25 protein-coding genes are annotated in these 25690 nt (G+C 67.4%); 13 read left to right on the top strand and 12 right to left on the bottom strand.

All coding sequences use genetic code 11. From position 1 onward, the window contains the following. The first annotated feature begins 70 nt into the window (after nucleotides 1-70). The 3 genes from ACFTSF_RS01255 to ACFTSF_RS01245 all read left to right on the top strand — a co-directional run bounded on the left by ACFTSF_RS01255 (nucleotide 71) and on the right by ACFTSF_RS01245 (nucleotide 5469). Complete coding sequence (locus ACFTSF_RS01255; RefSeq protein ID WP_380151912.1) at nucleotides 71-1834, top strand: ABC transporter ATP-binding protein; 1764 nt, start codon at nucleotides 71-73, stop codon at nucleotides 1832-1834. Further along, the gene (locus ACFTSF_RS01250) at nucleotides 1831-3609 is read left to right on the top strand and encodes an ABC transporter ATP-binding protein (RefSeq protein WP_380151911.1); all 1779 of its coding nucleotides are present in this window, start codon (nucleotides 1831-1833) and stop codon (nucleotides 3607-3609) included. Before ACFTSF_RS01255 ends, ACFTSF_RS01250 begins: the two co-directional genes overlap by 4 nt. A 66-nt stretch (nucleotides 3610-3675) precedes the next feature. Beyond that, nucleotides 3676-5469, top strand: a complete 1794-nt coding sequence (locus tag ACFTSF_RS01245) for a S9 family peptidase (RefSeq protein ID WP_380151910.1) — start codon at nucleotides 3676-3678, stop codon at nucleotides 5467-5469. Here ACFTSF_RS01245 and ACFTSF_RS01240 read toward each other — a convergent pair. From ACFTSF_RS01240 to ACFTSF_RS01225, 4 genes are all read right to left on the bottom strand, one after another. Further along, nucleotides 5432-6358 carry an LD-carboxypeptidase gene (locus ACFTSF_RS01240; RefSeq protein WP_380151909.1) on the bottom strand — a complete coding sequence of 309 codons (927 nt, stop codon included), beginning with the start codon at nucleotides 6356-6358 and terminating at the stop codon, nucleotides 5432-5434. The genes ACFTSF_RS01245 and ACFTSF_RS01240 overlap by 38 nt on opposite strands. Further along, on the bottom strand, nucleotides 6355-6840 hold the full coding sequence (locus tag ACFTSF_RS01235; protein WP_380151908.1) for a hypothetical protein: 486 nt from the start codon (nucleotides 6838-6840) through the stop codon (nucleotides 6355-6357). Before ACFTSF_RS01235 ends, ACFTSF_RS01240 begins: the two co-directional genes overlap by 4 nt. Nucleotides 6841-6873: 33 nt before the next feature. Beyond that, nucleotides 6874-10194: a phosphodiester glycosidase family protein gene (locus ACFTSF_RS01230; RefSeq protein WP_380151907.1), complete on the bottom strand. Its 3321-nt coding sequence runs from the start codon at nucleotides 10192-10194 to the stop codon at nucleotides 6874-6876. Between the two features lie 84 nt (nucleotides 10195-10278). After that, the gene (locus tag ACFTSF_RS01225; protein ID WP_344161228.1) at nucleotides 10279-10602 is read right to left on the bottom strand and encodes a rhodanese-like domain-containing protein; all 324 of its coding nucleotides are present in this window, start codon (nucleotides 10600-10602) and stop codon (nucleotides 10279-10281) included. 143 nt (nucleotides 10603-10745) lie between these two features. Here ACFTSF_RS01225 and ACFTSF_RS01220 point away from each other — a divergent pair, with 143 nt between their 5' ends. Beyond that, entirely contained in the window at nucleotides 10746-11693 is a 948-nt protein-coding gene (locus ACFTSF_RS01220) for a trypsin-like serine peptidase (RefSeq protein ID WP_380151906.1), read from the top strand. Here the strand turns inward: ACFTSF_RS01220 and ACFTSF_RS01215 are convergent. The 3 genes from ACFTSF_RS01215 to ACFTSF_RS01205 all read right to left on the bottom strand — a co-directional run bounded on the left by ACFTSF_RS01215 (nucleotide 11690) and on the right by ACFTSF_RS01205 (nucleotide 14421). Continuing rightward, nucleotides 11690-11842: a hypothetical protein gene (locus ACFTSF_RS01215; RefSeq protein ID WP_380151905.1), complete on the bottom strand. Its 153-nt coding sequence runs from the start codon at nucleotides 11840-11842 to the stop codon at nucleotides 11690-11692. The genes ACFTSF_RS01220 and ACFTSF_RS01215 overlap by 4 nt on opposite strands. 574 nt (nucleotides 11843-12416) lie before the next feature. Then, on the bottom strand, nucleotides 12417-13481 hold the full coding sequence (locus ACFTSF_RS01210) for a glycoside hydrolase family 75 protein (protein ID WP_380151904.1): 1065 nt from the start codon (nucleotides 13479-13481) through the stop codon (nucleotides 12417-12419). Between the two features lie 82 nt (nucleotides 13482-13563). After that, complete coding sequence (locus ACFTSF_RS01205; RefSeq protein ID WP_380151903.1) at nucleotides 13564-14421, bottom strand: Fpg/Nei family DNA glycosylase; 858 nt, start codon at nucleotides 14419-14421, stop codon at nucleotides 13564-13566. A gap of 105 nt (nucleotides 14422-14526) precedes the next feature. On the opposite strand from ACFTSF_RS01205, the gene ACFTSF_RS01200 reads away from it, so the two are divergent. Then, nucleotides 14527-14670 (top strand): hypothetical protein, encoded by a 144-nt coding sequence (locus ACFTSF_RS01200; protein ID WP_165952523.1) that lies wholly within the window; start codon nucleotides 14527-14529, stop codon nucleotides 14668-14670. On the opposite strand, the gene ACFTSF_RS01195 is transcribed toward ACFTSF_RS01200, so the two are convergent. The 3 genes from ACFTSF_RS01195 to ACFTSF_RS01185 form a co-directional block, all read right to left on the bottom strand. After that, the gene (locus ACFTSF_RS01195; protein WP_380151902.1) at nucleotides 14667-15491 is read right to left on the bottom strand and encodes a class I SAM-dependent methyltransferase; all 825 of its coding nucleotides are present in this window, start codon (nucleotides 15489-15491) and stop codon (nucleotides 14667-14669) included. The genes ACFTSF_RS01200 and ACFTSF_RS01195 overlap by 4 nt on opposite strands. 55 nt (nucleotides 15492-15546) lie before the next feature. Further along, on the bottom strand, nucleotides 15547-16494 hold the full coding sequence (locus ACFTSF_RS01190) for a DUF6528 family protein (RefSeq protein ID WP_380151901.1): 948 nt from the start codon (nucleotides 16492-16494) through the stop codon (nucleotides 15547-15549). Between the two features lie 84 nt (nucleotides 16495-16578). Beyond that, entirely contained in the window at nucleotides 16579-16827 is a 249-nt protein-coding gene (locus ACFTSF_RS01185; protein ID WP_380151900.1) for a hypothetical protein, read from the bottom strand. Nucleotides 16828-16909: 82 nt separating this feature from the next. Here ACFTSF_RS01185 and ACFTSF_RS01180 point away from each other — a divergent pair, with 82 nt between their 5' ends. From ACFTSF_RS01180 to ACFTSF_RS01160, 5 genes are all read left to right on the top strand, one after another. Beyond that, nucleotides 16910-17863 carry a helix-turn-helix domain-containing protein gene (locus ACFTSF_RS01180; RefSeq protein ID WP_344161204.1) on the top strand — a complete coding sequence of 318 codons (954 nt, stop codon included), beginning with the start codon at nucleotides 16910-16912 and terminating at the stop codon, nucleotides 17861-17863. 141 nt (nucleotides 17864-18004) lie between these two features. Next, nucleotides 18005-19087 (top strand): acyltransferase family protein, encoded by a 1083-nt coding sequence (locus tag ACFTSF_RS01175; protein WP_380151899.1) that lies wholly within the window; start codon nucleotides 18005-18007, stop codon nucleotides 19085-19087. Between the two features lie 58 nt (nucleotides 19088-19145). Then, nucleotides 19146-19826: a PadR family transcriptional regulator gene (locus tag ACFTSF_RS01170; RefSeq protein WP_380151898.1), complete on the top strand. Its 681-nt coding sequence runs from the start codon at nucleotides 19146-19148 to the stop codon at nucleotides 19824-19826. Between the two features lie 146 nt (nucleotides 19827-19972). Then, nucleotides 19973-20953, top strand: coding sequence for an ATP-binding cassette domain-containing protein (locus ACFTSF_RS01165; RefSeq protein WP_380151897.1), 981 nt, complete (start codon nucleotides 19973-19975; stop codon nucleotides 20951-20953). Beyond that, complete coding sequence (locus ACFTSF_RS01160; RefSeq protein ID WP_380151896.1) at nucleotides 20953-21729, top strand: ABC transporter permease; 777 nt, start codon at nucleotides 20953-20955, stop codon at nucleotides 21727-21729. The genes ACFTSF_RS01165 and ACFTSF_RS01160 overlap by 1 nt, the downstream gene beginning before the upstream one ends. On the opposite strand, the gene ACFTSF_RS01155 is transcribed toward ACFTSF_RS01160, so the two are convergent. Further along, nucleotides 21668-22174 carry an SDR family NAD(P)-dependent oxidoreductase gene (locus ACFTSF_RS01155; RefSeq protein ID WP_380151895.1) on the bottom strand — a complete coding sequence of 169 codons (507 nt, stop codon included), beginning with the start codon at nucleotides 22172-22174 and terminating at the stop codon, nucleotides 21668-21670. The genes ACFTSF_RS01160 and ACFTSF_RS01155 overlap by 62 nt on opposite strands. 49 nt (nucleotides 22175-22223) lie before the next feature. Here ACFTSF_RS01155 and ACFTSF_RS01150 point away from each other — a divergent pair, with 49 nt between their 5' ends. The 3 genes from ACFTSF_RS01150 (at nucleotide 22224) to ACFTSF_RS01140 (ending at nucleotide 24608) form a co-directional block, all read left to right on the top strand. Next, the gene (locus tag ACFTSF_RS01150; RefSeq protein ID WP_344161186.1) at nucleotides 22224-22847 is read left to right on the top strand and encodes a TetR/AcrR family transcriptional regulator; all 624 of its coding nucleotides are present in this window, start codon (nucleotides 22224-22226) and stop codon (nucleotides 22845-22847) included. A 67-nt stretch (nucleotides 22848-22914) separates the two neighbouring features. Then, the gene (locus tag ACFTSF_RS01145) at nucleotides 22915-23601 is read left to right on the top strand and encodes an SDR family NAD(P)-dependent oxidoreductase (RefSeq protein ID WP_380151894.1); all 687 of its coding nucleotides are present in this window, start codon (nucleotides 22915-22917) and stop codon (nucleotides 23599-23601) included. After that, a complete protein-coding gene (locus ACFTSF_RS01140) occupies nucleotides 23601-24608 on the top strand; it encodes an L-idonate 5-dehydrogenase (protein ID WP_380151893.1) in 1008 nt (335 codons plus the stop codon). Before ACFTSF_RS01145 ends, ACFTSF_RS01140 begins: the two co-directional genes overlap by 1 nt. Here ACFTSF_RS01140 and ACFTSF_RS01135 read toward each other — a convergent pair. Then, nucleotides 24594-25670 (bottom strand): adenosine deaminase, encoded by a 1077-nt coding sequence (locus ACFTSF_RS01135; protein WP_380151892.1) that lies wholly within the window; start codon nucleotides 25668-25670, stop codon nucleotides 24594-24596. The two genes, ACFTSF_RS01140 and ACFTSF_RS01135, sit on opposite strands and share 15 nt — an antisense overlap. Between the last annotated feature and the right edge of the window lie 20 nt (nucleotides 25671-25690).

Here is a 25690-nt window from a genome sequence, read left to right as displayed (position 1 = left end):
ACCTACGCTTGTTCTATTCGCCTGGTCAGGTGCCTTCCTTACCCCTCTATGCCTTCGTCTGTGGGACGTCATGTCTTTGCGCCTCATTCCGTTTGCCGACCCAGGTGTGCCAGACACCCGGTCCGGTCTCCGACTCATTCTCTGGCTCGAGCACCAGCAGCTCCGCGGTCAAGCGATCGCCGTCTTCTGGGGCTTGGTCTACTTCGGCGGGATCGCCGCCGCTCCGATCGCGGTCGGCCTGGCCGTGCAGGCGGTAATCGACCGCTCGTGGCCGAAGCTGATCCTGTCCGGGGTGCTGCTGCTCGCCTTCGGCGCGGCCAAAGCCGGAGCGGACTCGTTCTTCCACCGTGCCGTGGTCTCCAACTGGATCTGTACGGCGTCGCGCCTGCAGCAACTGCTGTTCCGCAAGGCGTCGGAGCTGGGCTCGCTGCTCACCCGGCGGATTGCGGCCGGCGAGGTGGTGGCGGTGAGCAGCGGCGACGTCGAGAAGATCGGCTGGTTCGTCGAGGTGCTCGGCCGATTCACCGCTGCGCTGCTGACCTCGTTCGCCGTGGTGATCGGTCTGCTGTTCTACGAGCCGCAGCTCGGCCTGGTGGTGGCCATCGCCGTTCCGGTGCTGGCGTTCTCGATCGTGCCGCTGATGGGCCCGGCCGAGCGGCGTGCCGATGCGCAGCGCGCCAAGGGTGGTCGCGCCACCGAGCTGGCCGCGGACACCGTGGCCGGTCTGCGCGTGCTGCGCGGTATCGGCGGTGAGCAGCTGTTCCTGGACCGCTACCGCTCGGCCTCGCAGGAGTACCGCGCCAGCGCGGTCCGCAGCGCGCGGATGTGGTCGCTGATCGCCGCTCTGCAGGTGCTGATGTTCGGCCTGTTCCTGGTGCTGATCGTCTGGATGGGCGTGCGGATGGTCGCGGCCGGCCGGATCACGGTCGGTGAGCTCGTCACGACGTACGGGTTCATCACCTTCCTGCTGGTGCCGCTGCACACGTTCGAGGAGACCGCGAGCGCGTTCATCTTCTCGAAGGTGTCGGCCAAGCGGGCTGCCCGCGTGCTGTCGCTGCGCCGCACCGACGACACCATGGGTACGGCGGACGCCCAGCTGCCCGAGGGCGACCTGTACGACCCTGTATCGGGGCTGCTGGTCCCGGCCGGCTCGTTCACCGCAGTGGTGTCGGGCGATCCGGATGCGGGTGGTCTGCTGGCCGACCGTCTCGGTGGGCACAGCCCGACAGCCGAGCCGGACGAGGCTTCGGTGCAGCTGGGTGGTGTCGGCCTGGACGACCTGCCGCTGGATTCGGCGCGCACGGTCGCATTGGTGCAGGACAAGGACCCGGTGCTGCTGTCAGGCACGGTGCGCGAGCTGTTCGACGTACCGGCCAGTGGTGCGGTCTCTCCGGAGACAGCGCTGGAGGCTGCACAGTGCGCCGACATCCTCGACGTACTGCGGCAGACCCTGCCTGCTGGTGAGACGGACGCGATGCAGGCGATGCTGACCGAGCGCGGCCGTTCACTGTCCGGTGGGCAGCGGCAGCGCGTCGCACTCGCCCGCTCGCTGTACGTCGATCCGCAGGTGCTGGTGCTCGATGAGCCGACCAGTGCGGTCGACGCGCACACCGAGGCCCGGATCGCCGATGGACTGCGACTGCTGCGCGCTGGACGGACCACTGTGGTGTTCACGTCCAGCCCGCTGATGCTGGACCGCGCGGAGCGGGTGGTGTTCGTGCCGGAAGGGCACGTCGATGCCGTCGGCACGCACCACGAGCTGGTGCGCACCAATCCGCGGTACCGCGCGGTCGTCACCCGTGAAGAAGAGCCAACTCTCGAGGAGTCGGTGTGAAGCCCCCTCTGTACGACCCGGCAGCCCCACAGGAAGTGGTCCGGCTGCCGGTGGCAAGCAGCGCAACTGTGCGCGCTTATGTGAAGACGCTGTTCCGCAGGCACCGCCGGGCGTTCGGGTGGTTGACCCTGGTGAACGCAGTGGCGGCGCTGAGCGGCATGGTCGGGCCCTGGCTGCTCGGCAACGTGGTGGAGAAGCTGTCCCAGGGGCAGAAGGACGTCGACCTGCCCTATGTGGTGCTGGGCTTCACCATCGCGCTGCTGGTCCAGACGGTGTTCGTCCGGTTGACCAGACTGCGCGGTGCGGTGCTCGGTGAGGAGATGCTCGCGGATCTGCGCGAGGACTTCCTGGTTCGGGCTGTCGGCCTGCCGCCTGGTGTGCTGGAGCGCGCCGGTACCGGTGACCTGCTGTCCCGGATCACCACCGACATCGACCGGCTCTCGCATGCCATGCGGGACGCCGTACCGCAGCTGACCATCGCCGTGCTCTGGGCCGGCCTGCTGATTGGCGCACTGATCGTCACCGCACCACCGCTCGCGGTGGCAGTGGTGATCGCGGCACCGATCCTGATCATCGGCGGCCGGTGGTACTTCCGCCGCGCGCCCCAGAGCTACCGCTCGGAGGCGGCCGGGTATGCAGCAGTCGCCTCGGCGTTGGCCGAGACCGTGGACGCCGGCCGGACGGTCGAGTCGCACCGGCTCGGCGCTCGCCGGATCGGTCTGGGCGACACCCGGATCGGTCAGTGGGTCGCCTGGGAGAAGTACACGCTGTATCTGCGGATGATTCTGTTCCCGGTGATCAACATGACGCACACGGTCGCACTGGCTGCGGTGCTGGTGATCGGTGGCGGATTCGCGTTGCAGGGCTGGATCACCGTCGGTGCGCTCACCACGAGCGCGCTGTACATCCAGATGCTGGTCGAGCCGGTCAACATGATGATCCGCTGGTACGACGAACTCCAGGTGGCGCAGGTGTCGCTCGCCCGGCTGGTCGGGGTGCGCGAGGTCGAGACCGAGCAGTCCGGTGAGGAGCGCGAGCCGGAGGGCCGCACCGTGCTGGCCGACGAGGTCAGGTTTGGCTACCTGGAAGGCCGCGATGTGCTGCACGGCGTCACGCTGACCGTCCAGCCCGGAGCACGGGTCGCGCTGGTGGGCCCGTCCGGTGCTGGGAAGTCGACGCTGGGTCGGCTGCTGGCCGGTATCTACTCGCCGCGGGTCGGTGACATCACCCTGGGTGGTGCTGCCCTCGACAGGATGTCTGCCGAGCAGGTCCGTAGTCACGTTGCGCTGGTCAACCAGGAGCACCACGTGTTCGTGGGCAGTGTCCGCGACAACCTGCGGCTGGCCCGGCCGGCCGCGCCAGATGCGGAGCTGTGGGCTGCGCTGCGCTCGGTGGACGCCGACGGCTGGGTGGCCGGCTTCGACGACGGGCTGGACACCGAGGTGGGCTCTGGCGGCGTCACACTGACGCCGGCACAGGCCCAGCAGGTCGCACTGGCCCGGCTGGTGCTGGCCGACCCGCACACGCTGGTCCTGGACGAGGCGACCTCGTTGATGGACCCGCGGGCCGCTCGGCACCTGGAGCGGTCGCTGGCCGGTGTCCTCGAGGGCAGGACCGTGGTGGCGATCGCGCACCGCTTGCACACGGCGCACGATGCGGACGTGATCGCGGTGGTGGAAGACGGCAAGATTGTGGAGCTGGGCGGTCACGACGAACTGGTCGATGCCCAGGGCCCCTATGCCGCGCTGTGGCACTCCTGGCACGGCGAGCGCTAATTGATTGCAGCAAGTGGCAGGCGCGACGTCTGCCACTTGCTGCACATCGCGTGTGAGGATGAAGTTGTGCTGACTACGCTGTTCTCGATCCCCTCGTCGATGGCTCTCGATGTGAACGACGAGGGTGGGATGCTCGTCCTGTACGACGGGACCGGCGTCCGCCAGGTCAGCGAGATCACCCCGGACGGCAGCTGGCGCGCACTCACCGATCTCGGTGACACCTGCCGGCACGCGCAGTTCGTCCCGGGCAGCCGCTCGGTGATCGTCGAGCACGACAGCGGCGGCAACGAGCGCGGTCAGCTCTCGATCCTCGACCTCGACGAGCCCGGGTTGCCGACGATGACCCCGCTCGTGCACGACCTCGACTACCTGCACCACCTCGTCGCGGCGAAGCCCGGCCGGGTGCTCTACACCACCAACCGGCGGAACGGGGTCGACTTCGACCTCATCGCCCGCGACCTGGCCACAAGTGCCGACACAACGCTGTACGACGGCGGCGGCTGGGTCATGGGCGTCAGCGCCTCGCCCGACGACCAGTGGGTCGTGCTGTGCGTCGCGAGCGCCCCGGCGAACTCCATGCAGCTCCTCCTGGTCGAGACCGCGACTCAAGCGGTCACCGAGCTCACTCCGGCCGACGCACTGAACGACCAGGGCCAGGTGTCCTGGCTGCCGGACTCCTCGGCCATCGTGGTCTCCAGCGATGCCGACCGCGATCGGAAGGCCCTGCGCCGCTACGACCTGAGTACTGCGACCTGGAGCGACGTACTGGTCGACGATGCGCACGACCTGGCCTCGTGGCTGTCGCCGGACGGTGAGCAGCTGCTGGTCGCCGTGGTTGACGACGGCGAGGTGCGCCTCGCGACGCATCGGCTGTCCGACGGTTCTGAGCTCGCCCGGCTAGATCTGCCGCCCGGTGGCTGTGCAGCGCTGGCCATGGGCACGCCGGACCCGGTCTGGTCGCCGGACGGCTCGTTCGCCGCGTTCACCTACAGCTCCCCGACCACACCGCCGACGGTGTACCGGTATGTCCCGGCCAGTGGCGAAACGATCGCCGTACCGGCTCCGGACATGCCTGAGGTGCCGAAGCTGACCATGCCGGAGAGCCTGCGGGTGCCGTCGTTCGACGGTGAGCAGGTGCCGGTCTTCGTCTTCCGGCCCACCGGACCGGATCTGGGCTCGACCGTGCTGCACATCCACGGCGGGCCCGAAGGCGCAGCGATGCGCATCTGGCACCCGGTGATCGCCTCCTTGGCCGCGGAGGGTCACACGGTGATCGTGCCGAACGTGCGCGGCTCAGCGACGTACGGCAAGCGCTGGTACTCGCTGGACGACCGCCAACTGCGCCTGGACTCAGTGAAGGACCTGGCCGCGATCCACGCCTGGCTGCCGACGATCGGGGCCGACCAGAGCCAAGCGGTGCTGTGGGGCGGCTCGTACGGCGGCTACATGGTGCTGGCCGGTCTCGCGTTCCAGCCGGAGCTGTGGGCGGCCGGCGTGGACATCGTCGGAATCGCCTCGCTGGTGACCTTCCTGGAGAACACGTCCAGCTACCGCCGTGCGACCCGCGAGCGGGAGTACGGCTACCTCGCGACGGACCGGGAGTTCCTGGAGACCGCCAGCCCGCTCAGCCGGGTCGACGACATCCGGGCACCGCTGTTCGTCATCCACGGGGCCAACGACCCGCGGGTGCCGCTGTCCGAGGCCGAGCAGATCACTGCGGCGCTGGAGCAGCGTGGGGTGCCGTGCGAGCTGGCCGTGTACCCGGACGAGGGGCACGGGCTGGCCAAGCTGAACAACAAGCTGGACGCCTACCCGCGGGCCTTCAGCTTCCTGCGCCAGCACCTGGCCACAGTGGAGTGAGTGTGGCGGCTGTCGCGTCCAGTCGGACCGGCAGCCCAAGCGGTACGGCGAGGTTCAGGTCCTCGTGTCCGACACCAGCACCCTCCACCATCGGCAGCCCGAGTGGCTCAAGACGCTCCCGTACGACGTCGGCCGCGAGCCCCTGGTCGTCGGACTCGCTGAAATCGCCGACCACGATTCCGGTCACCTGATCGAACCACCCGGCCCGCAGGAGCTGCGTGAGCATCCGGTCGATGCGATAACCCTGCTCACTGACGTCCTCCAGTACGACGACACCGGACGGTGCCGCGTAGGTCGGCGTACCGATGCTGGTGGCGAGCAGTGCGAGATTGCCGCCGCGCAGCACGCCTTCCGCGACACCTCCGACCAGAGTGCGCGCACCGCGTGGTGCCAGCAGGTCGGTGACCCGGTTGGGCTCGAACAGCAGGTCGTGCAGGCGGGAGCGTCCCTCTGCCACGCCCAGTTGTTCGACAGCTGCCGCCATCGGGCCGTGGATGGTGACGAGACCACGGGCGTTGAGTGGCTCATGCAGTGCGGTGATGTCGCTGAAGCCGACGAACCACTTGGGTACGGCGGCCAGCTCGTCGAAGTCGACCGCGTCGAGCATCCGCTGCACGCCGTACCCGCCGCGACCGCAGAAGACCGCGGCGAACCGGTCGTCCAGCCAGGCGTCCCGGAAGTCCGTAGCTCGCGCCTTGTCCTCCGCCGCCAGATACGCGAAGCGCTCATGTCCCGCCAGCACCGACGGCATCACCTCGACCTCGAGTCCCCACTCCTTGAGGTACTCGGTCCCGATCTCGAGCCGCTCCGCCCGAATCGCCCCGGACGGCGCCACCACCGCAATCCGGTCACCAACCTGCAGGGGCCGCGGAACAGTCACATGAGTCACGCGGCAGACGCTACTCGACGCTGAGCCCACGGCCTCCGGGAGCTGATCAGGAAGCCCAACAGCACCAGTGTCAGCACCGCAGCGCCGCCATCCGTGACGAGGGACGGCAGAGCTCCCACCGGGCCGAGCCGGTCGGTCGAGGCCTCGAACATCTCCGGCGGTACCGCGAACACACCAACCGCCTGGGTCAGGTTGACCGCGAGCACCAGCCAGAACAGCCAGGTCTGCTTCTGCTTGCGCAGGGCAAGGACACCGGCCGCGTTCCCGAGGATGTAGAGGCAGCCGACGATCCGGAACCCGATGAGGAACCCCGGCGCACCCGCCTCCGCGTCAGCCTCACTGCGACCGGCCAGCACCATCATCCGGACCAGGGTCTCGTGGTTGACGATCCAGAAGTTCTGCAGCGCGGTACCGATCGTGAACACGATCGAGCACACCCCCACGAGCACCTGCAACCGCGGCGTCCACCGAGTCTCCGTCATACCTCCAAGCCTCGGGACCCGACGTCCGCGCGGCTACCAGGTGACCTTCACTGTTGCTGAGGTGCTGACACCATTGACAGTGACAGTCAGTTGAGCCTGGCCGGGGCGGAGGGCAGTCAGCTGACCACTGGCCGGGTCGTACGACGCCACTGCCCAGAAGGGAGCGGTCGCGGCGGGGCCGACGTACAGGTGGGTTGAGCCCTGCCAGTCGGCCGAGACCGGGAAGCTGACCGGGACCCGGCGACCATCCTGTACGACGGTCGCGGCGGCCGGGGCGGTGTCGCCGCGGCGCAGCGTTGTCGGGGCAGCGAGTTCGACGGTGTCGACGTGCGGGCGGAATTCCAGCTTGAGCCAGTCCCGCTTGTCGCCGACGCCAACCAGCGCCCAGCCGGTGAAGCCGCCGGCATCCGGCGCGGCGGCCGGGCTCTTGCCGGAGTTGCCGGTGAGCGGGAGCAGAACGCCGTCGGTGCGCGTGGCGGCGAAGGTGCCGGCGTGGGCGGCCATGTAGGCGGCGCCCTTGCCGGTGCTGGCGCGGAAGTCGGCCAGCCACTTGACGATCAGGGCGGCTTCCTTGCGGTCGCCGAGCTGCGAGTTCTGCGTCGGTGAGGGGTCGTTGATCGGGTGGTGTGCCATCACGACGACGTTCCGGATCGCCTTGTTGCGCGCGGCGTCGTCCAGCTGCGCGCGCAGGTCCAGGATCTGCGCGAATCCACCGGCTCGCAGTGAGCCGAGCGACGAATCACGCAGTACGAATCTCGTGCCCTTGTGGTCGAATGTGCTGGTCGGCGCTCCGAAGACCTTCGTCCACTCGGATAGGTCGCCGGGCCCGTAGCTCTCGTGGTTGCCCGGCACGTAGTGCACCGGCACCTTCCCGCCGACCTCCTCGTCGAGGATCTGCTTGGCCAGCGCGATGTCGGGCCCGAACGCCCGGTCGACGAAGTCGCCGTTGATCACCAGGAAGTCCGGGTGTTGCGCGAGCGCCTCGCGGATCGTGCGGCGGGCCTGCTTCACGTAGTCGGAGTTCGGGTCGTCGGCGGTGAACTGCGCATCCGACATCACCGCAAACCGCCAGCGCCCGCCGCCCGTGGCGGTCCCGTCGGTGACCACCATCGGGTCGACCACCTTGGCCGGTGGCGTCAGCGTCACCGAGGGCGCGCTGCGGACGGTCAGGTCGTCGATGACGATCCGGCCGGCGTACTGCCGCGTCGGCACCGTCTCGACCACGTAGATCCGCCAGAACCGCAGCGGCATCGTCAGTCCGGCCGGGATACTCGCCTCGACGTACTTCCAGCCGACCCAGTCCACCGAGGCCGCGAGGTTCACCGTCTGCGCCGAACCACCGGCGCCGTCGTACGCGTTGGCTCGCAACCACGCGCCCTTGCCGTCGCCGTACACCCAGGCTCCGAGCTTCTGCGGCTGGCCGGGCAACGTCTGCTGCGGGGTCTGTGCCAGGTACGCCGCTCGGGTCGCCGTACTGCCGGTGAGCGAGTAGTCGAGGGCGATCGCCTGCCCGCCGTCGTGGCCTTCCGCGGCCGACCGCGATGCCGTCGCAGCACCAGCCGGTACGGCGTTGGCCGCCCACTTGGTCACGTCGTCGAGCTCGTCCACGACTGTGCTCGCGAGCCCGGCCGTCACACTCAGTTGCGTGCTCAGTTTGCCGACTGTCGCGGTGACCACGGCCGACGTCGCTTCGTTGCTCAGGGCATTCACTTCGAATCCATTGCCCTTGGCAACCACATTCAGGACGGCCGGGTCATAGGTCAGTTTCACGTCCCGCGGTTCGATCCAGGTCGAGAACCCGTCGGCGTCGTACCCGTCGATCTCGAAGAAGCCCTTGGCTGCGGAGTCGGCGAGCGACACCTGGCGACTCGACGGCGCCAATCGGACCGGCGTACCCAGCACTGTCATCGGGAACCTCCCGTTCGCCGTCCCGCGGACCGCGCTGACCACGGCATCCCCGGCTCGTCGGCCAGTCACGACACCATGCTGGTCGACGCGCACCGCGTTCCCGCCGAACCAGTACGGCGTACCGGTCGCGGGCGCGTAGGTTTCGTCATGGCCGGTTGCGGTGAGCACTCGGCTCAGGCCGCTGAGGACGCGGGAGCTGCGGGACAGATCGGCGTCCACGTCGGCGGCCGCCGTACCGGCTGCTTCGATGCGGAAGCCCTTGAGTCGGCCGGAACCCTTCACGGGGACCAGGCCTAGGCCGTTCGGAACCAGTCGCTCGCCGCCGTCGGATGGATCGTTCACGACGGATGGTGAGGCTTTGCCCGGGGTGCGGGCGAGCATGGTCGAGGACCCGCCGCCGTCGAGGTTCAGCGCATCGTCGGCGCCTAGGCCGATCATCAGCTGGCCCATCTCCTTCAGCGACAGGCCGCGCGATCCAGTGGCCCGGCCGTCGACGGTGAGCAGGATCATCCGGCTCCCGTCGGCATCGAACCCGATCGCGGTCCGCGGCGCCAGGTCCGCATCCGGTACGTCGGCCGGTACCGAACCGTCCTTCGCCAGCTGCACGTTCCCGCTGACCGCGACGGCGACCTTCGACGCATCCGGCCGCAGTCCGTACTCCACGTCGACCTTGTCGCCGACCTCGAAGGCGGTGAGCGCGTCCGCGCCGGCCTCGCGACCAATCAGCGCCTGCTCATTGGCCGCCAACGGGGTTGTCCCCGGCGTCGTCGTCGACGAGACGACCACTTTGTCGCGCAGGATGACCTCGCGCACGGTCGGCAGTCCGTCGACGGTTCGGGTCCGGGCCACGTCACCCCATTCGGGGGTGTAGAGGCCGATGCCGCCGGAGTTGACGGACGGGGAGTTCAGGTTGGTCACCGCGAGCTTCACCGCGTCGTCGTCGGTCGCGGTCCCTTGCAGGAAGAGCTGCGCGATTTGGCCGAGGCCGTCCTTGCCGATCACCGCGCTGTCGTTGTGCCCTGCGGCGGGCGCATTGATCAGCCGGCCGCCCTGCTCGACGCCGACACCGAGGGGCGCGGTCGTGTCGTTGATGTCGAAGAAGTCGCCGTTGACCCCGGCGATCGCGCCCTTGCGGGCGAGTTGCTGACTCAGCGGGGCGCCGCCGGAGACCTTGCCGGTGTTGACGTAGTCGACCGTCACACCGTGCTTGTCGAGGTCGGTCGTGAGCAGGTCGCCGCGCAACCACCCGCGCGGATCGAGCCGCTCGAACGAGGTGTAGGTGACACCGGGGGCGACCGGGCTGTCGTCGCGGCTCGCGACCACGCCGTCGCCGGCTAGCCCGGCTCCGGGTGCGGGAGCCGAATCGGCGTGCGCTGGGGTTAGTGCGACACCGGCGAACAATCCGGCGACAGCGAGCGCAGTACAGGCGGGACGGACGATCGGCACAGCAGCCTCCACGGTTAGAACACCGGTGACAAAGTAACGTCACCGGTGAACAAGCGGAAGCTTTTCTTCCCTAACAGCAGATGATCAGTCGGTGCTGACCGGTTTGCCCTGGGTCTGCCAGGCGTGCATCCCGCCGTCGAGGTTGATCGCCTCGCGGCCGACCGAGTTCAGGAACTGGGTGGCCATCCCGGACCGGCCGCCGACCGCGCAGACGCAGAGGACCTTCTGGTCGTTCGGCACCTCGCCGACCCGCTGCTGCAGGTCACCGAGCGGGATGTGCGTGGCGCCCTCGATGTGTCCGCGCGCCCACTCGTCCGGCTCGCGCACGTCCAGGACGAACGCCTCCGCGAGCAGCGCGTCATCGAGCTCGGCCACCACGACCGACGGGATCTGCTGATTCTGGAACATGCCCCCGATGATGTCAGATCTCACAATGGTTCACGCTTCAGCCGTTGAATTATGAGAGCGCTTCCCTTGTACTGGGCGTGATCGGCCCGGTGAGAACCGTGACCGATCGGACTCTGTTTCCGCCCCGATAGAGGAGTCACTTCATGCGCAACGCCATGCCCAGATTCGTGCGGCTGTTCGTCGCCGGTGTGCTGATCAGCTCCTGCGCGGTGGCCACCGCGGTCGCCGCGCCACCCAGCACCCCGGCCGCCGCCCCCGCGGCCGGGACCACCTCGATCCAGGCGCCGCCGCAGGCCAAGACCAACTACTGGACCGCCGAGAAGATGGCCAACGCCATTCCGTACGACCTGCCGCCCAACGCCAAAGGCACCCAGGGCAAGGCGGTGAACAACACCAGCGGTATCGCGTCGCACCCGGTCGCACCCAAGGGCAACAGCACGATGGCCGACCCGGTCCCGAGCACCGCCGGCAAGCTGTTCTTCACCATCGGCAGCGCCAACTACGTCTGCTCGGCGTCGACGATCAACAACAACTACAAGAACCTGATCATCACCGCCGGCCACTGTGTCCACAGCGGCGCCGGCGGCGGCTGGCACGGCAACTTCGTCTTCGCCCCCGCCTACTACAACGGCAACTCCGGCTACGGCTCCTACAACTGGAGCAACGCCCGCACGTTCAACTCGTGGATCAACAACAGCGACTTCAGCCACGACCAGGCCTTCATCACCCTCCAGAAGCGCAACAACGTCAACGTCGTCGACGCAGTAGGCGGCAACGGCCTCGTCTGGGGCAACGGCCGAGCCCAAGCCAACACCCGAATCTGGGGCTGGCCCGCCGAACCGCCGTACAACGGCCAGGTCCCCTACTACTGCGACGGCAACACCTACGCCTGGGGCTCAACCGACGCAGCCCTCACCTGCAGCATGAACGGCGGCGCCAGCGGCGGCCCCTGGCTCAAAGACCGCATCAACGCCAACCTCGGCTACGTCTTCGCCGAAACCTCCCGCCGAACCACCAGCGGCACCCCCACCCTCCTAGCCACCCCCAACTCCGGCGACGTAAAAACCATGTTCGACCAAATGACCACCTAACCCGACCCACGCAGGCAGATGCCGCAGTCGGTGGCCAGGCGGACTACTTGGTCGGTGACCGCGGCGAGGGATTGGTGAGCGTCGATCGGATGAGCGCCGGCGGCGAGCATGTCGGTTGCCCGGGCGGCATTCTTCGACGCCCTCGCCAAGCGCCGATGATCCCCCGACCGACAGGACGTATACCCGCACCGAACGCCGTCGCCGCGCTCAACGGCCACCGGCCGGGCGTTCGAGCAGGCGTATACGTCCTGTTCTTCGGAAGATGCGTCGGGAAGGACACGTAGTAGTCACCTTGCGGGACATGCCTGGCGCCTGGGGAAGAGCCGTCGGCGGGTGACTGGGTACTACTACATGTTGTTACCGACAAGCCAGATGGATACCGGAGTTGGTGGCTAGGTGGATCACATGGTCGGTGACCGCTGGCGAGGGGTTGGTGGACGTCGATCGGATGGGCGCCGGCGGCGAGCGTTTCCAGGGCAGGGCCAAGGGCCAATGATCCTCCGACCGACAGGACGTATATCCGTGCCGAACGCCGTCGTCGCGCTCAACGGCCACCAGCCAGGCGTCCGAGCAGGCGTATACGTCCTGTTCTTCGGAAGATGCGTCGGGAAGGACACGTAGTAGTCGCCTCGCGGGACATGTCCCACGCCTGCGGAAGTGCAGTCGGGGTGGCCTGCTGGGGACTACTACGTGTCGTTGGCGACAGGCGGTTGCGGGTGAGGGTTAGTTGGTGTTGATGAAGGTTCGGGCTAGTTCTTGGCCCCGGGTGGTGGCTAGGGACTGGTCTTCTATGGGGTTGATGGTGGAGTTTTTGAAGACTATGTAGGTGACTGGGCCGTCGGTGCCGCCGTTGGCTGGGTTGGGGTTGATGCCTAGGGTTACGGCTGAGGCGTAGGAGGCTTCGCCGATGATGTCGGTGGGGCCGGTGTCACCTACGACGGCGTACTTGACTTGGTTGTTGTAGATGACGGCTACTACGCCGCCGCCGGCGATCTGGAAGTTGCGGTAGTCCCAGGTGCTGCTGGGGCTGGGGACAACTACGTACGGGAGTTGGGCTGCGTTCAGCGGCTGGTCGGTTGAGGTGTGGAAGGCCGTGTCGGGCTGGAACCAGGGGTCGGTTTGTTCGTTGCACTGGGTGGTTCGGAGGCCGTCGCAGTCGATGTCCATGTCGGCTTTCCAGAAGACGGCGCCGTTCTTGCCGCAGACCGGGATGGTGCGGGCTAGTTCGGTGTCGGTTTTGTAGGTGCCATTGGAGATTTGGCTGCAGCTGGTGACCTTGGCCAGCAGTTCGGCGGCGGTCGGCGCGCCACCACCTCCGCCCGAGTCCGTGACGGTGAGCGAGTCCAGGTTCGGGCCGCCGTTCGCGGTGGTGGCGGTGGCCTTGATCGTGTGCGAACCGGACGACAGGTTGGTGTTGACCGTGCTCGTGTTCCACGTGGTCCAAGCACCGGTTCCGGCGAACTGCGGAGTGGCGACAGTCGTGCCGTCGACCGCGATCGTCATCGGGCGATTTACCGTTGTCCCGTTGGCGAATCGGAACGCCAGTGAGGCGTTGCCACTAGCACCGACGTTGACAGTGAAGGTGACCGATGAGCCGGTCACGTTGTCGTAGTTGACGAACCCGGAGCCGGTGAACCCGGCGTGGTTCGACTCCACCACGCCTTGGGATCGGGCCGCGTTCTCAGCCTCGTACGACGTGGTCGCGGCCTGAACAACAGACGCGATCGTGGGGATCAGCAGCGCGCTGCCAACCAGGGCGAGGGCAAATGCGATGGGGCGGAAACGCATCGTGCACACCTCCGATAGTTAAGAAACTTTCCTAACTGTCGGAAGACGGTTTCCCACTGTCAATACTTCGTGGGTTCCGGAACTACTTGAGGAGTTTCGACAACCGCCGGTCGGCCAGCGGCTTGCCGCCGGTCTGGCAGGTCGCGCAGTACTGCAACGACGAGTCGGCGAAGCTCACCTCGCGGACGACATCACCGCAGACCGGGCACTTCTGGCCGGTCCGCCCGTGCACCCGCAGGCCGGACTTCTTCTCCGACTTCAGGTCCTGTACGGCGAGGCCCGCGGACCGGTCGACAGCATCCTGCAGCGTCGACCGCATCGCGTCGTACAAGGTCTGCAGCTCGTCGTCGGTCAGATTCGACGCAGGCTTGAACGGGCTCATCTTCGCGACGTGCAGGATCTCGTCGGAGTAGGCGTTGCCGATCCCTGCAATCACCGACTGATTGCGCAGCACGCCCTTCAACTGCACGCGGCCGGCCTTCTTGAGGATCGCGCCGAACTCCTCGATGGACAACGAGAACGGCTCCGGCCCGAGTCGCGCGATCCCCGGCACCTCGGCCGGATCACGAACGACGTACACCGCCAACTTCTTCTGAGTACCGGCCTCGGTCAGGTCGAAGCCCGACCCATCATCGAACGCCGTCCGCAACGCGATCGGCCCCTTGCCGGGCCGGATCAGCGCGGTGGACTGCTCGTCGCGCCAGCGCAGCCAGCCCGCCCGGGCCAGGTGGATGACCAGGTGCACACCCTGGGCCGAGAAGTCGAGAAATTTCCCGTGCCGCTGGACGTCGTCGATCAGCAGCCCGACCAGCGCCGAGACCGGCGGATCGTACGTCTTCAGGGCGCTGATCGCGGTGATGTCGGCGCGCACGAACGCCCGCCCGACGGCGCGCTCCCGCAGGAACACCGCCAGCGACTCGACCTCCGGCAACTCAGGCACGATCCCAGTGTGCCCGATACCAGGGACAGTTTCGGGTCTTCACCCATGGGAACGGGTTGTGCAGGCCGCTAGTGTCGAGAGCAATATCAACGAAGGAGGCCCCCGATGGGAGGCTTGGTGAAGAACTTGCTGAAGGGCGCTGTGGTCGCCAAGGTGGTTCAGGTTGCGCAGCGTGAGCTGAGCAAGCCGCAGAACCAGCAGAAGATCAAGCAGGCGTTCCAGAAGATCCAGCAGCGCCGCTCGCACTAGTTCAGCGGCTTGTGCGCCTGCAACGTGTAGGTGGCAGCCAGACGCTCGGGGTTGTCGGTGAGACGCCACTCACCGGCACCATCCACGGTCATCAGACCGTCCAGACCACACCAGGGCGCACTGTCGTGCTCGGCCAGTGAGTCGAACACCAGCCCCGCGCTCTGTACGGCGGTGATCGTCTCGCCGAGCCCGTGGTTCCAATCGTGCGTGGTGTTCGTGGTGAACTCGACGTCGGTCTCGACATACGTGCCGCCCTCGTCGAAGACCGTCGCTTCCGCCATCTCGAAGTACGGGTACTTCAACGCGACCTCGCGGTTGACGGACTCCAGCGCCCACAACATCGGGTGTCCCTCACGGACGAAGAGCCGACCGCCCGGCTTGAGCAGGCCGGCCACGGTCTGCGCCCACCGGTTGATATCGGGGATCCAGCACAGCGCCCCGATACCGGTGTACACCAGGTCGTACGTCGACGCCCCGAGCACCTCGACCGCGTCGTACACGTCGGCCACATGGAAGTCGGCCTCGAGACCCAGCCGATCGGCAAGGCCTTGTGCCGCTTCGATCGCGGGCGGCGAGAAGTCCAGCCCGCTCATCCGCGCCCCGAGTCGCGCCAGCGAGAGCGTGTCCGTGCCGATGTGGCACTGCAGGTGCACGCCGCGCAGCCCCGAGATGTCCCCGAGCCGCGGCTGGTCGAAGCGGACAACCTCACTCAGGTACGACGGGTCCGTCTCGAAGTCGGCCACGTGATAGCCCGGTGAGGCCACGTGTGCCGGGACTCGCTCATCCCAGCTGGCTCGGTTGATCTCGCGGTAGTCGGTCACCGCCCGACTGTGACACAGCCGGGCGGTGGTTCTCGATCGAATTTGCCCGAATGGTCTACTCGAAGGCAGTGGTCCAGATGCGGGCCTTGTAGAACTGCGCACCCGACCGCGCGCGATCCGCCGACTGCGAGAAGCGGACCGTCTTGTTGGCCCAGTCGCGCGGCTGCGTGCCGTCGCCGCGGATCGACACGACCTCACCTGACGAGTGCTTCACGTACGACTTCACCTTGGTCTCCGAGGAGATCTTCCGGCTGCGGAAAGTACCGCCGTCGGTGAGCAGTTCGTAGACACCCTTGGTGGCCGTCATCAGCATCTTGTGCTTGTTGGTGTAGTCGGGCTGCAGATCGTGCCCGAGGTTCCCACTGCCGAGGCTGAAGTGGGCGGCGTACTTGAGCCGGGTGTTCCGGCCGCTGCCCATCACCGCGTAGTGGCTGAACCGGTTCTTGCCGATCACCCACAGCAGTTGGAACGTCGGGTCCCACAGCACTCCATGCGCGCCGGCGTAGTCGACCGTCTGCACCTGCTTCAGACTGCCCAGGTTGCCGACGCTGGTCGGCGCGTACAGCGTGAGCTTGCCGTCGGAACTCGCCACGATGACCGAGCCGTTCCCCGGTACCCGCTCGATCGCGTGGGGGTTGCCGCCCGGCGTCGCGCTCCACTTCAGGTCGTTGCCCTCGGTGTGCTTCTCGCTGCCGATGTCGACGATGCCCGCCTTGCCGCCGGACGCGGCCACCAAGGCGATCCAGCCCTGCGCCTCGGTGGCGCGGATCTTCACGTCACTCAGGTTCGCCCACGCGCCGCCGCCCGGAGTGAAACTCCAGTGCACGTTCGCGTCGGTGAATGCCTTGTTCTTCGGGAAGACGAGCACCTTGTTCTTGGTCTGCTCGGTGGTGGCCACGTAGTAGTTCGCGGCCGCCACCGCCTCCTGCTGCCCCAGTAGTGTCGCCGCCGGCGCGGCTACCGCTGCCGCCGCCAGCCCTTGCAGGAACGTCCTGCGCTGCATCAACCTGTCTCCTCGTCGTCGAGAGCGTGATCTTGAGGTTCTTAGATCAGCCAACCCGACAGTTGGTTCACGAGTAGACCAAAGTCACGCGGCGTGACGTCCGTGATGGGTGAGACGGGCCACATGGATCCGGTGTACGGCGGCCTCGGTGGCCGCCGGCTTGTGGGTGAAGGGCTTGGCCGACGCGCCGAGGGCGAGCAGGTCGAGCTTGGTCCGGGCCACGTCACGGTCGTCGGCCGGGCCGGCCACCTCGGCGGAGTGCCGCCGGTGGCTCACCTCGAGCGCCGCGATCAGGGCCAGTACGAGTACTACGATCACCACGATTCCGTTCATGGCAGTAATCATGCTACCAACCAGATTCCGCCACCACTGGCACTATTGACATACTCCATCAAATTCCTGCCATACTGGCGAGATGCTGCGCAAGATCGCCGTTGTACTGATGGAAGACGTGGCCCTGTTCGAGTTCGGTGTGGTCTCCGAGGTGTTCGGGATCGACCGCACCGACGACGGGGTGCCGCCGTTCGACTTCAAGGTCTGCTCGGCTCAGCCGGGTGTGCCGATGTCCACCAGCAGCCACTCCGCGGTCATCGCGCCGTACGGGCTGGAGGAGATGGAGGACGCCGACCTGATCGCGCTGCCGGCGACGACCTGGCGGCATGCGTACGACGAGCGCATCCTCGACGCGCTGCGGCGAGCCGAGGCCCGCGGCGCGATCCTGCTGACGGTCTGCTCGGGTGCCTTCGTACTCGGCGCGGCCGGACTGCTCGACGGCCGGCGGTGCACCACGCACTGGCGCTACGTGAAGAAGTTCGAGGGGCAGTTCCCTCTGGCCAAGCTGGATGCGGACGTCCTCTTCGTCGACGACGGCAACATCATCACCAGCGCCGGCACCGCGGCCGGGATCGATGCCTGCCTGCACCTGGTACGCCGCGAACTCGGCAGTGCCGTGGCGACTCGCATCGCCCGCCGGATGGTCGTCCCGCCGCAGCGCGACGGCGGCCAGCGCCAGTACGTCGAGGTCCCGGTGCCCGAGTCGTCGGGCGAGAGCCTGCAGCCGGTGCTGGACTGGATGGTCGACAACCTGACCGTCGATCACACCGTGCCGGCCTTGGCCCGCCAGGCCCAGATGTCGGAGCGCACCTTCGCCCGGCGCTTCGTCGCGGAGACCGGGACCACCCCGCTGAAGTGGGTCACCACCCAGCGAGTGCTGCGCGCCCGGACGTTGCTCGAGCAGACCCGGATGGGGATCGAACAGATCGCCGCCGAATCCGGATTCGGCACGGCCGCACTGCTGCGGCACCACTTCCGCCGCGTCGTCGGCGTACCGCCTCAGGACTATCGGCGCACGTTCCGCACCACAGCGTGACCGGACGTGATCTGATGCACACGATTTGCAACCACCCCGGGGCGTCCCACTAGGATCACTGAAGTATCACGGGGGGATAACGGGTACTCGGGGGGACACGGCCGAAATTGATTCGGCGAGTCGAGCCAAGCTGGAGCTTCTGTGTCCACGCCGTCCCCGCCCCGGGTCCCGTCGGCGCGCCGTTTGAGCTGGGACGTTGTCCGCGTCCTCGCCGTTCTGGCCGTCGTTTTCACCCACACCACCTACATGGGTCCCTTCCTCCATCCGGAGCTCGGTGCACCCCTCACTCCGCACCCCTTCCAAGTCGGCGCCAGCATCCTGCTGGTGATCAGCGCGTACTTCGTCTGCGTCACCGTCCGGAAGGACGGATCCACCCTCCGCTGGCTGTGGCGGCGCTACGCGCGGGTGGTCCCGCCGTACCTGGCGGCCGTCGTCATCACCTACACCGCGCTGGTGCTGTTCGGTCCGAGCAAGTGGACGCTGCCCACGCCCCATGACCTGTGGGGCAATCTCACGCTGACCAGCTCGTTCGACCCGACCGTGCGGATGATCGACGGTTCGTACTGGACGCTGCCGCTGCAGCTGATGGCCTTCACCGCCGCCGCTGTTCTCTGGCCGCGGGGCGCCGCGACCGGCCACAGAATCACCGCACTGCTCTGGGTGATGATCCTGGCGCCGGTGATCCTGCAGTGGAACGACCGGATCGCGAACAGCCCGCTCTGGGTGATCCAGATCTGGAACGGCCTGGGCATCCACCGACTGCAGTTGTTCGCCATCGGCATCGCCATCTGGCTCTGGTCGAAGCACCGGATCGGCTTCGTGCATCTGGGTGCGCTGCTCGTCGCGACCGTGTTCGCGCACCACGCGCAGACTGACGACCTACCGTCCTCGCTCGGCATGGGCGTCCTGCTGGTGGTCGTCGCCGGGGCGGCCCGCGGGCCGGACTGGACTGTCTTCGAGCCAGTACGCCGACCGATCGAGTTCCTGGCGAAGATCTCGTTCGGGATCTACCTGCTCAACCAGGAGCTCGGCTACTTGGTCGCCTGGCACCTGATGGAACTGGGCGTCGGCCGGGTCGGCCAGATCGCCGGCGCGGTCGCTGCGGCGATCCTGCTGGCCTGGCTGCTCACCCGGTACGTCGAGCAACCGGCGTACCGGCTGTTGACCACGCTGAAGCCGGTACGGCGGCTCGGAGTGCGCGCGGTGGCCTGGCTGACTACTTGACATCGGATACCCGTGAGCTAATACTCGATCTCGAATAGTCGAGATCGAGGAGTCTGTCATGGCGAAACGCAAGGTGGCGAACCCACTCGCCTTCGCCGTGCTCGGCAGCCTGTCCGAGCGCCCGATGCACCCGTACGAGATCTCGACGACCCTCCGGAGCCGCGGCAAGGACTCCAGCATCAAGCTGAACTACGGCTCGCTGTACTCCGTCGTCGGCGCTCTGGAGAAGCACGGCTTCATCGAGGCGCAGGAGACCCTCCGGGACGGCAATCGCCCGGAGCGGACGGTCTATCGGCTGACGAAAGCCGGTGAGGCCGAGTTCGCCGACTGGCTGACCGAGCTGATCGGATCACCGGCGCGCGAGTTCCACCCGCTGGAGGCCGGCCTGGCGTACATGCCGGGCCTGCAGCCGGACCGGGTGGTCGAGCTGCTCGAGCAGCGCCTCACGGCGGTCGACGCGGAGATCGAGCAGATCGTCGCGGCGCACGAGCAGATGGTGTCGATGGATTTCCCGCGCGTCTTCTGGGTCGAGTCGGAGCTCCGGCTAGCCCTCCTCAAGGCGGAGTCGGCGTACGTCCATCAGCTCGCCGAGGAGATCCGGACCGATGCACTGAGCGGCTCGGGCTTCTGGCGACAGGCGTGGAAGACCTCGATCGAGCAAGGCATCAGTCCGGCGGATCAGCTCAAGGATCCGGTCAAGTACTTCGGCCAGGAGTTCGCCTGGATGAAGCACCAGTAGAACGACCCCGACCCACGGCGCGGCAACGCCAAGGGTCAGGGCCGCAGTTTCCTCAGAGTCGGTCCGAAGACCGGATATCCAAGGGCACACCATCAGGATAGCCAGACCCGGACCGGCTCCCCATCACACAGAGGGAGTCATCACCCATGGCTACGCATGCCCTGGAAGCAGTTGAACTGGTCAAGACGTATCCGGCCGGCCGCCGGAAACCACCGCTCCGAGCACTCGACGGACTGACCTTCAGCGTCGGCGAAGGCGTCGTACTCGGCCTGCTCGGTCCGAACGGCGCCGGCAAGTCGACCACCGTCAAGATCCTCACCACGTTGTCCCGGGCCGACTCCGGGACCGCCCGAGTTGCCGGGTACGACGTGATTCGCGAGCAGGGCAAGGTCCGGCACGCGATCGGTTACGTGCCGCAGAAATCCAGCTCGGACCCAATGGCCACCGGGATCGAGAACCTGGTGCTGGGCGGCCGGATCTTCGGTCTGTCCCGGACGGACGCCGTACGGCGGGCTACCGAACTGCTCGAGCGGTTCGGCCTGACCGAGTTCGGTGGTCGTCAGGTCAAGACGTACTCCGGCGGAATGCAGCGCAAGCTGGATGTCGCGCTCGGTCTGGTGCATCGGCCGCAGGTGTTGTTCCTCGACGAGCCGACGACCGGTCTCGATCCGGAAGCCCGCGCGGACCTGTGGACCGAGGTCGGACGACTGGCCGGTTCCGAGGGCCTGACCGTCCTGCTCACCACGCATTACCTCGAAGAGGCCGATCGGCTGGCCGACCAGCTCGCGATCGTCGACCACGGCAAGATCGTTGCCGAAGGCACCCCGGAAGGCCTCAAGTCCGAGCTGCGCGGTGACTCGGTGCACGTCGAACTCGTCGACGCCGATACCGACGGGACGGTCCGCACGTTACTGGGCCAACTCCCCGGCATCGCGGAAATAGTTGTCGAGGGCAAGGTGTTGCGGGCGCGCGTCGACCACGGTGCGACGGCAGTCCCCGCCGTACTGGGAATCCTTGAGGACAAGGCGATTCCGGTCTCCGCAGTGACGGTCTCCCGGCCGTCGCTGGATGACGTGTACCTGAGCTACACGGGTCGTTCGTTCCAGGCAGCTGAGGAGGCGGCGTGATGACGACTGCAGTTGCACACACCCGATTCATCACCGGTCGCTGGTTGCGCGCGTCGTACCGGCAACCGGCGCTCATCATCTTCACCTTGGTTCAACCGGCAATCTGGCTGCTGCTGTTCGGGCAGGTCTTCCAGGGGGTCGTGCAGATCCCCGGGTTCGGCGACTCGTCGTATATCGCCTTCCTGACGCCGGGCATCGTGATGATGACCGCGCTGATGTCGAGCGGCTGGAGCGGTACGACGTTCATCGCGGATATGGAACGCGGTGTGATGGACCGGCTGCTCGCGTCCCCGGTGAGCCGGGGCGGGCTGATGGCCGGGCAACTGATCAGCAATGCGACCAACACGTTGATCCAGACCGTGCTCGTGTTCGCGATCGGGATCGCGGCCGGAGCCCGGTACGACGGCGGCGCAGCCGGCTACGCGGTCACGGCCGTCGCATCGATGCTGATCGGGATCGCGTTCGGTTCGCTGTCCAACGCGGTTGCGCTGCTGACCCGGCAGCAGGAGGCGTTGATCGGGATCTCGCAGTTCGTCTCGCTACCGCTGACGTTCATGTCGTCGATCATGATCGATCCGAAGGTGGCACCGCACTGGGTGTCGGTCGCTGCCCGGTTCAACCCGGTCGACTGGGCCGCGGTCTCCGCCCGGCAGGCGCTGGCCGCCGACCCGGACTGGTCGTCGGTGCTGCGCCACGGCGGTTATCTGGTGGCGTTCACGCTGATCGTCGCGTGGCTGTCGACTCGCGCTTTCCGCACTTACCAGCGGTCGGTCTAAATACGGCCCTCGACCCAAGGGGCTGCAACCCCTTGGGTCGAGAACCAGCTTCGGTGTGGGCGGCGACGATCGCGTCCGCCGCTTCCCAGGGTTCGGCCGCGGCGTCCGGGCGGACGATCGCCCCGGACCGCTGGGCGCTGAAGTGCGTGAGTACGGCGTCCTCGATCGCACGATCGCTGGTGGTGTTAACGAGAACATCGAGGCGGTGATGGTAGCCGAGAATGCCCGCCACGGCGTGGTCGGCACGCTCCGGAGCGAACCCGAGCGCCTCGACCTGCCGGGGGAAGGCGCCGACCAGGTCGTACACGGACTCCGGCTCCCGGGCCGCTGCGACGACGACCGCGCCGGACGCGGCAGCCGCGGCCACGATCGAGCGACCCAGCGCGCCGTCCGCCCCGGTCACCAGCCAGACCTTCGCCATCCCGTGCTTCCCCTCGGTCTCCATAGCCCACCCTAAGTCAGACCCTAGTCCAAGTTGATGACATAGTCTGCAGATGGACTCTGACTCGGCGATAGTCGATGCTGCCCCGCTGGGCCGCCGGGAGCGGAGCAAGGCGGCACTGCGACAGCGACTGCTGGAGGCGGCACTGGCTGCCTTCGCCGAGAAGGACTACCGGTCCGCCACCATCGACGAGATCGCCGAACGCGCCGATGTCGCCCGGGCCACGGCGTTCAACCACTTCCCGCGCAAGGAAGACTTCCTGCTCGCGCTCATCCTTCGGCGGCGGCAGAGCGTCCGCGAAGGCCTTGAGCAGCTCCTCGAGGCCGGCGACCGACCAGTGCTCGACGTCATCCGGACCGTGGCCAAGGCAGCCGTCGACTCCTACGAGGCCAACCGGCACACCAACCAGGCGATGATGCGCGCGATGCTGCAGTCCGGCGTGATGGCCACGTCCGGCTCGCACGCGACCGGCCTGCTCTTCGGCAAGGCGATCGCCCTCGGGCAGGAGCGCGGCGAGATCCGCACCGACCTGGATCCCTACGCGATCGGCAACGTGATCTTCGACAGCTACACCGGCATCCTCTATCGCTGGGGCCTCGGCGAGCTCGACGGTCCGCTCCAGCAAGCGTTCGACACTTCGCTTGAAGTCGTGGTCGCGGGAATTTCACTGCGCTAGCCGGCGCGCGGAACGCGTCTTTCCGGCACGCTTGAAGCAACTGACCGTTGCTGTGAGGAGAATGCGCATGAGCAGAGCGAGTCGCCGGGCCGTCCTCGGCGGTGCTGTCGCCACCGCCGCCGGTATCGCCGCCAGTGGAACATCCACCGCCGCCCGCCGCCCAGCGGGCAAGTTCACCGGGAAGGTCGTGCTGATCACCGGCGGGACCTCGGGTATCGGCGAGGCCGCCGCCCGGGGCTTCGCCGCCGCCGGTGCGCGGGTCGCCTTCGGAGGCCGGCGAACCGCACTGGGGCGCGAGGTCGAGCGGACAATCCGAGCTGGTCGCGGCGAAGCGACGTACCTGGAGCTGGATGTTCGCGAACCGGGCTCGGTGCAGAACTTCGTCGACACCGCTGTGCGTCAGTACGGGCGGCTCGACATCGCGTTCAACAACGCCGGGGTGCCGGTGGGGTCGGTCGCGGAGTGGGAGGACGGGCTGGCGACGAACGCGCGTGGGCAGTTCCTCTCGATGAAGTACGAGCTCCCGCATTTGATTGCTAGTGGAGGTGGGCACATCATCAGCAACTCGCCGGCGGCGCAGGATCTGGTTCGGACTGCGGCGGCCGAGTACGCCGTACAAGGGGTGCGCGTGAACACGATCCTGTCGGGGGCCGTTCCGGCTGCCGCGGCCGCTAGTGCTGTGCTCGGGCTGGCTGGTGACGAGTTCGGCTATCTGACTGGCGCGACGATCCCGGTCGGCGGTGGGCTCGCCTGATGAAGGCCGTTGTCGTGCATGGGCCGGGTGACGTTCGCGTCGAGGAACGGCCGGATCCTTCGCCGGGTCGTGATGAGGTGCTGGTCGCGATGGAGTGGGGCGGGATCTGCGGGAGTGACATCTCGTATGCCCAGCACGGCTCATCCGGTACGGCGGTGCTCCGGCACCCGTTGGTTCTCGGCCACGAGGTGGCCGGGCGGATCGCCGTACTGGGTGCTGGGGTTTCCGCTTATGGCGTGGGTGATGCGGTGACCGTGCATCCGGCCTCGCCTTCGTCGGAGCCCTTGCCTGGATTGGTCGCCGGCCGGACGAATCTGCATCGGGAGGTTCGGTACTTCGGGTCGGCGGCTTTCTCGCCCCATGAGGATGGCGGCTTCTCGTCGTACCGGGTGGTGCGGGCGGATCAGCTGCGGGCGTTGCCGGCGGGCTTGTCGACGCGGGTTGCTGCGTTGGCCGAACCGCTCGCCGTGGCGTTGCATGCGGTTGGCCGGTTGGGGGAGGTGCGCGGTCAGACCGTGTTTGTGAACGGCGCTGGGTCGATCGGCGCGCTGGTAGTCGCGGCGTTGAAGGCACGCGGGGCCGCGCGGGTGTTGTGTGCGGACGTGAACGCTAACGCGTTGACGATGGCGTCCGCGTTGGGTGCGGACGAGTTGTTCGATGCCCGTGAGGCGTTGCCGACCGATTGCGCGTCGGTGGTCGAGGCTTCTGGGGTTTCGGCGGCCCTCGGGGGTGTGCTGCGCGCGACGGCTCGCGGCGGAACCGTCGTACAGGTTGGGAATCTGCCGATGGCGCCGACGCCTTCGGTGCTCGCGGATCTGGTCAGCCGGGAGATCACGTGGACCGGTTCGTACCGGTTCGTCGACGAGATCACCGAGGCGGTCGCGTTGCTGGCCGGCGGGCTCGACGTGACAGCGCTGATCGCGGCCGAGTACGACCTCTCGGATGCCGCGGCCGCTCTTGCAGCGGCCGCGTCGACGGCTGGGAAAGTCTTACTACGCTTGAGCTAGAGCTTCGGCGTACCAGGGCTTGATGATCCCGTCGATGATCGCGAGCCGCTCGTCGAACGGGATGAAGGCGGACTTCATCGCATTGATCGCGAACCACCGGAAGTCCGCCAGCCCGTAATCGAAAGCCTCCGCGAGCAACGCCAGCTCGCGACTCATCGACGTACCGGACATCAACCGGTTGTCGGTGTTGACGGTCACGCGGAAGCGCAACTTGGTGAGCAACCCGATCGGGTGCTCGGCGATCGACGCGGCCGCGCCGGTCTGCAGGTTCGAACTCGGGGCCATCTCCAACGGGATCCGCCGATCCCGCACGTACGCCGCCAGTCGCCCGAGCTCGACCTTTTCACCGGCCGGGTCGTGGCTGATGTCGTCGATGATCCGCACCCCGTGCCCCAGCCGGTCCGCGCCACACCACTGAATCGCCTGCCAGATCGACGGCAACCCGAACGCCTCACCCGCGTGGATCGTGAAGTGGGCGTTCTCCCGCTGCAAGTACTCGAACGCATCCAGATGCCGGGTAGGCGGATACCCCGCCTCAGCCCCGGCAATGTCGAACCCCACCACACCCGCATCCCGGTACGCGACCGACAACTCCGCAATCTCCATCGACCGCGCCTGATGCCGCATAGCCGTCAGCAACTGCCGAGCCACGATCGGCCGCTCCGCCACCGCCATCCCGTGCTCGAACCCCGCTCGCACGGCATCCACCACCTGCTCCAGCGACAACCCCTTGGTCAGATGCTGCTCCGGCGCATACCGCACCTCCGCATACACCACCCCGTCAGCCGCCAGATCCTGCACACACTCACTGGCCACCCGCGTGATCGCCTCAGCCGTCTGCATCACCGCCACCGTGTGATCAAACGTCTCCAGGTACCGCTCCAGCGACCCCGAGTCCGCCGACTCGACGAACCAGGCCCCCAACTCCGCCGGATCCTCCCGCGGCACCCGATGCCCGATCTCCCGCGCCAGCTCCACCACGGTCCCCGGCCGCAACCCACCGTCAAGATGGTCATGCAGAAGCACCTTCGGCGCCCCACTCAACTGCTCAGGCGTGATCATCCACCCATCTTGCCACCGGG

The sequence above is a fragment of the Kribbella sp. NPDC056951 genome (assembly GCF_042674205.1).
In the GTDB taxonomy this organism is placed as follows: domain Bacteria; phylum Actinomycetota; class Actinomycetes; order Propionibacteriales; family Kribbellaceae; genus Kribbella; species Kribbella yunnanensis.
Note: the sequence above shows the minus strand (reverse complement) of the source record. Positions and strands in the feature narration are given on the sequence as shown.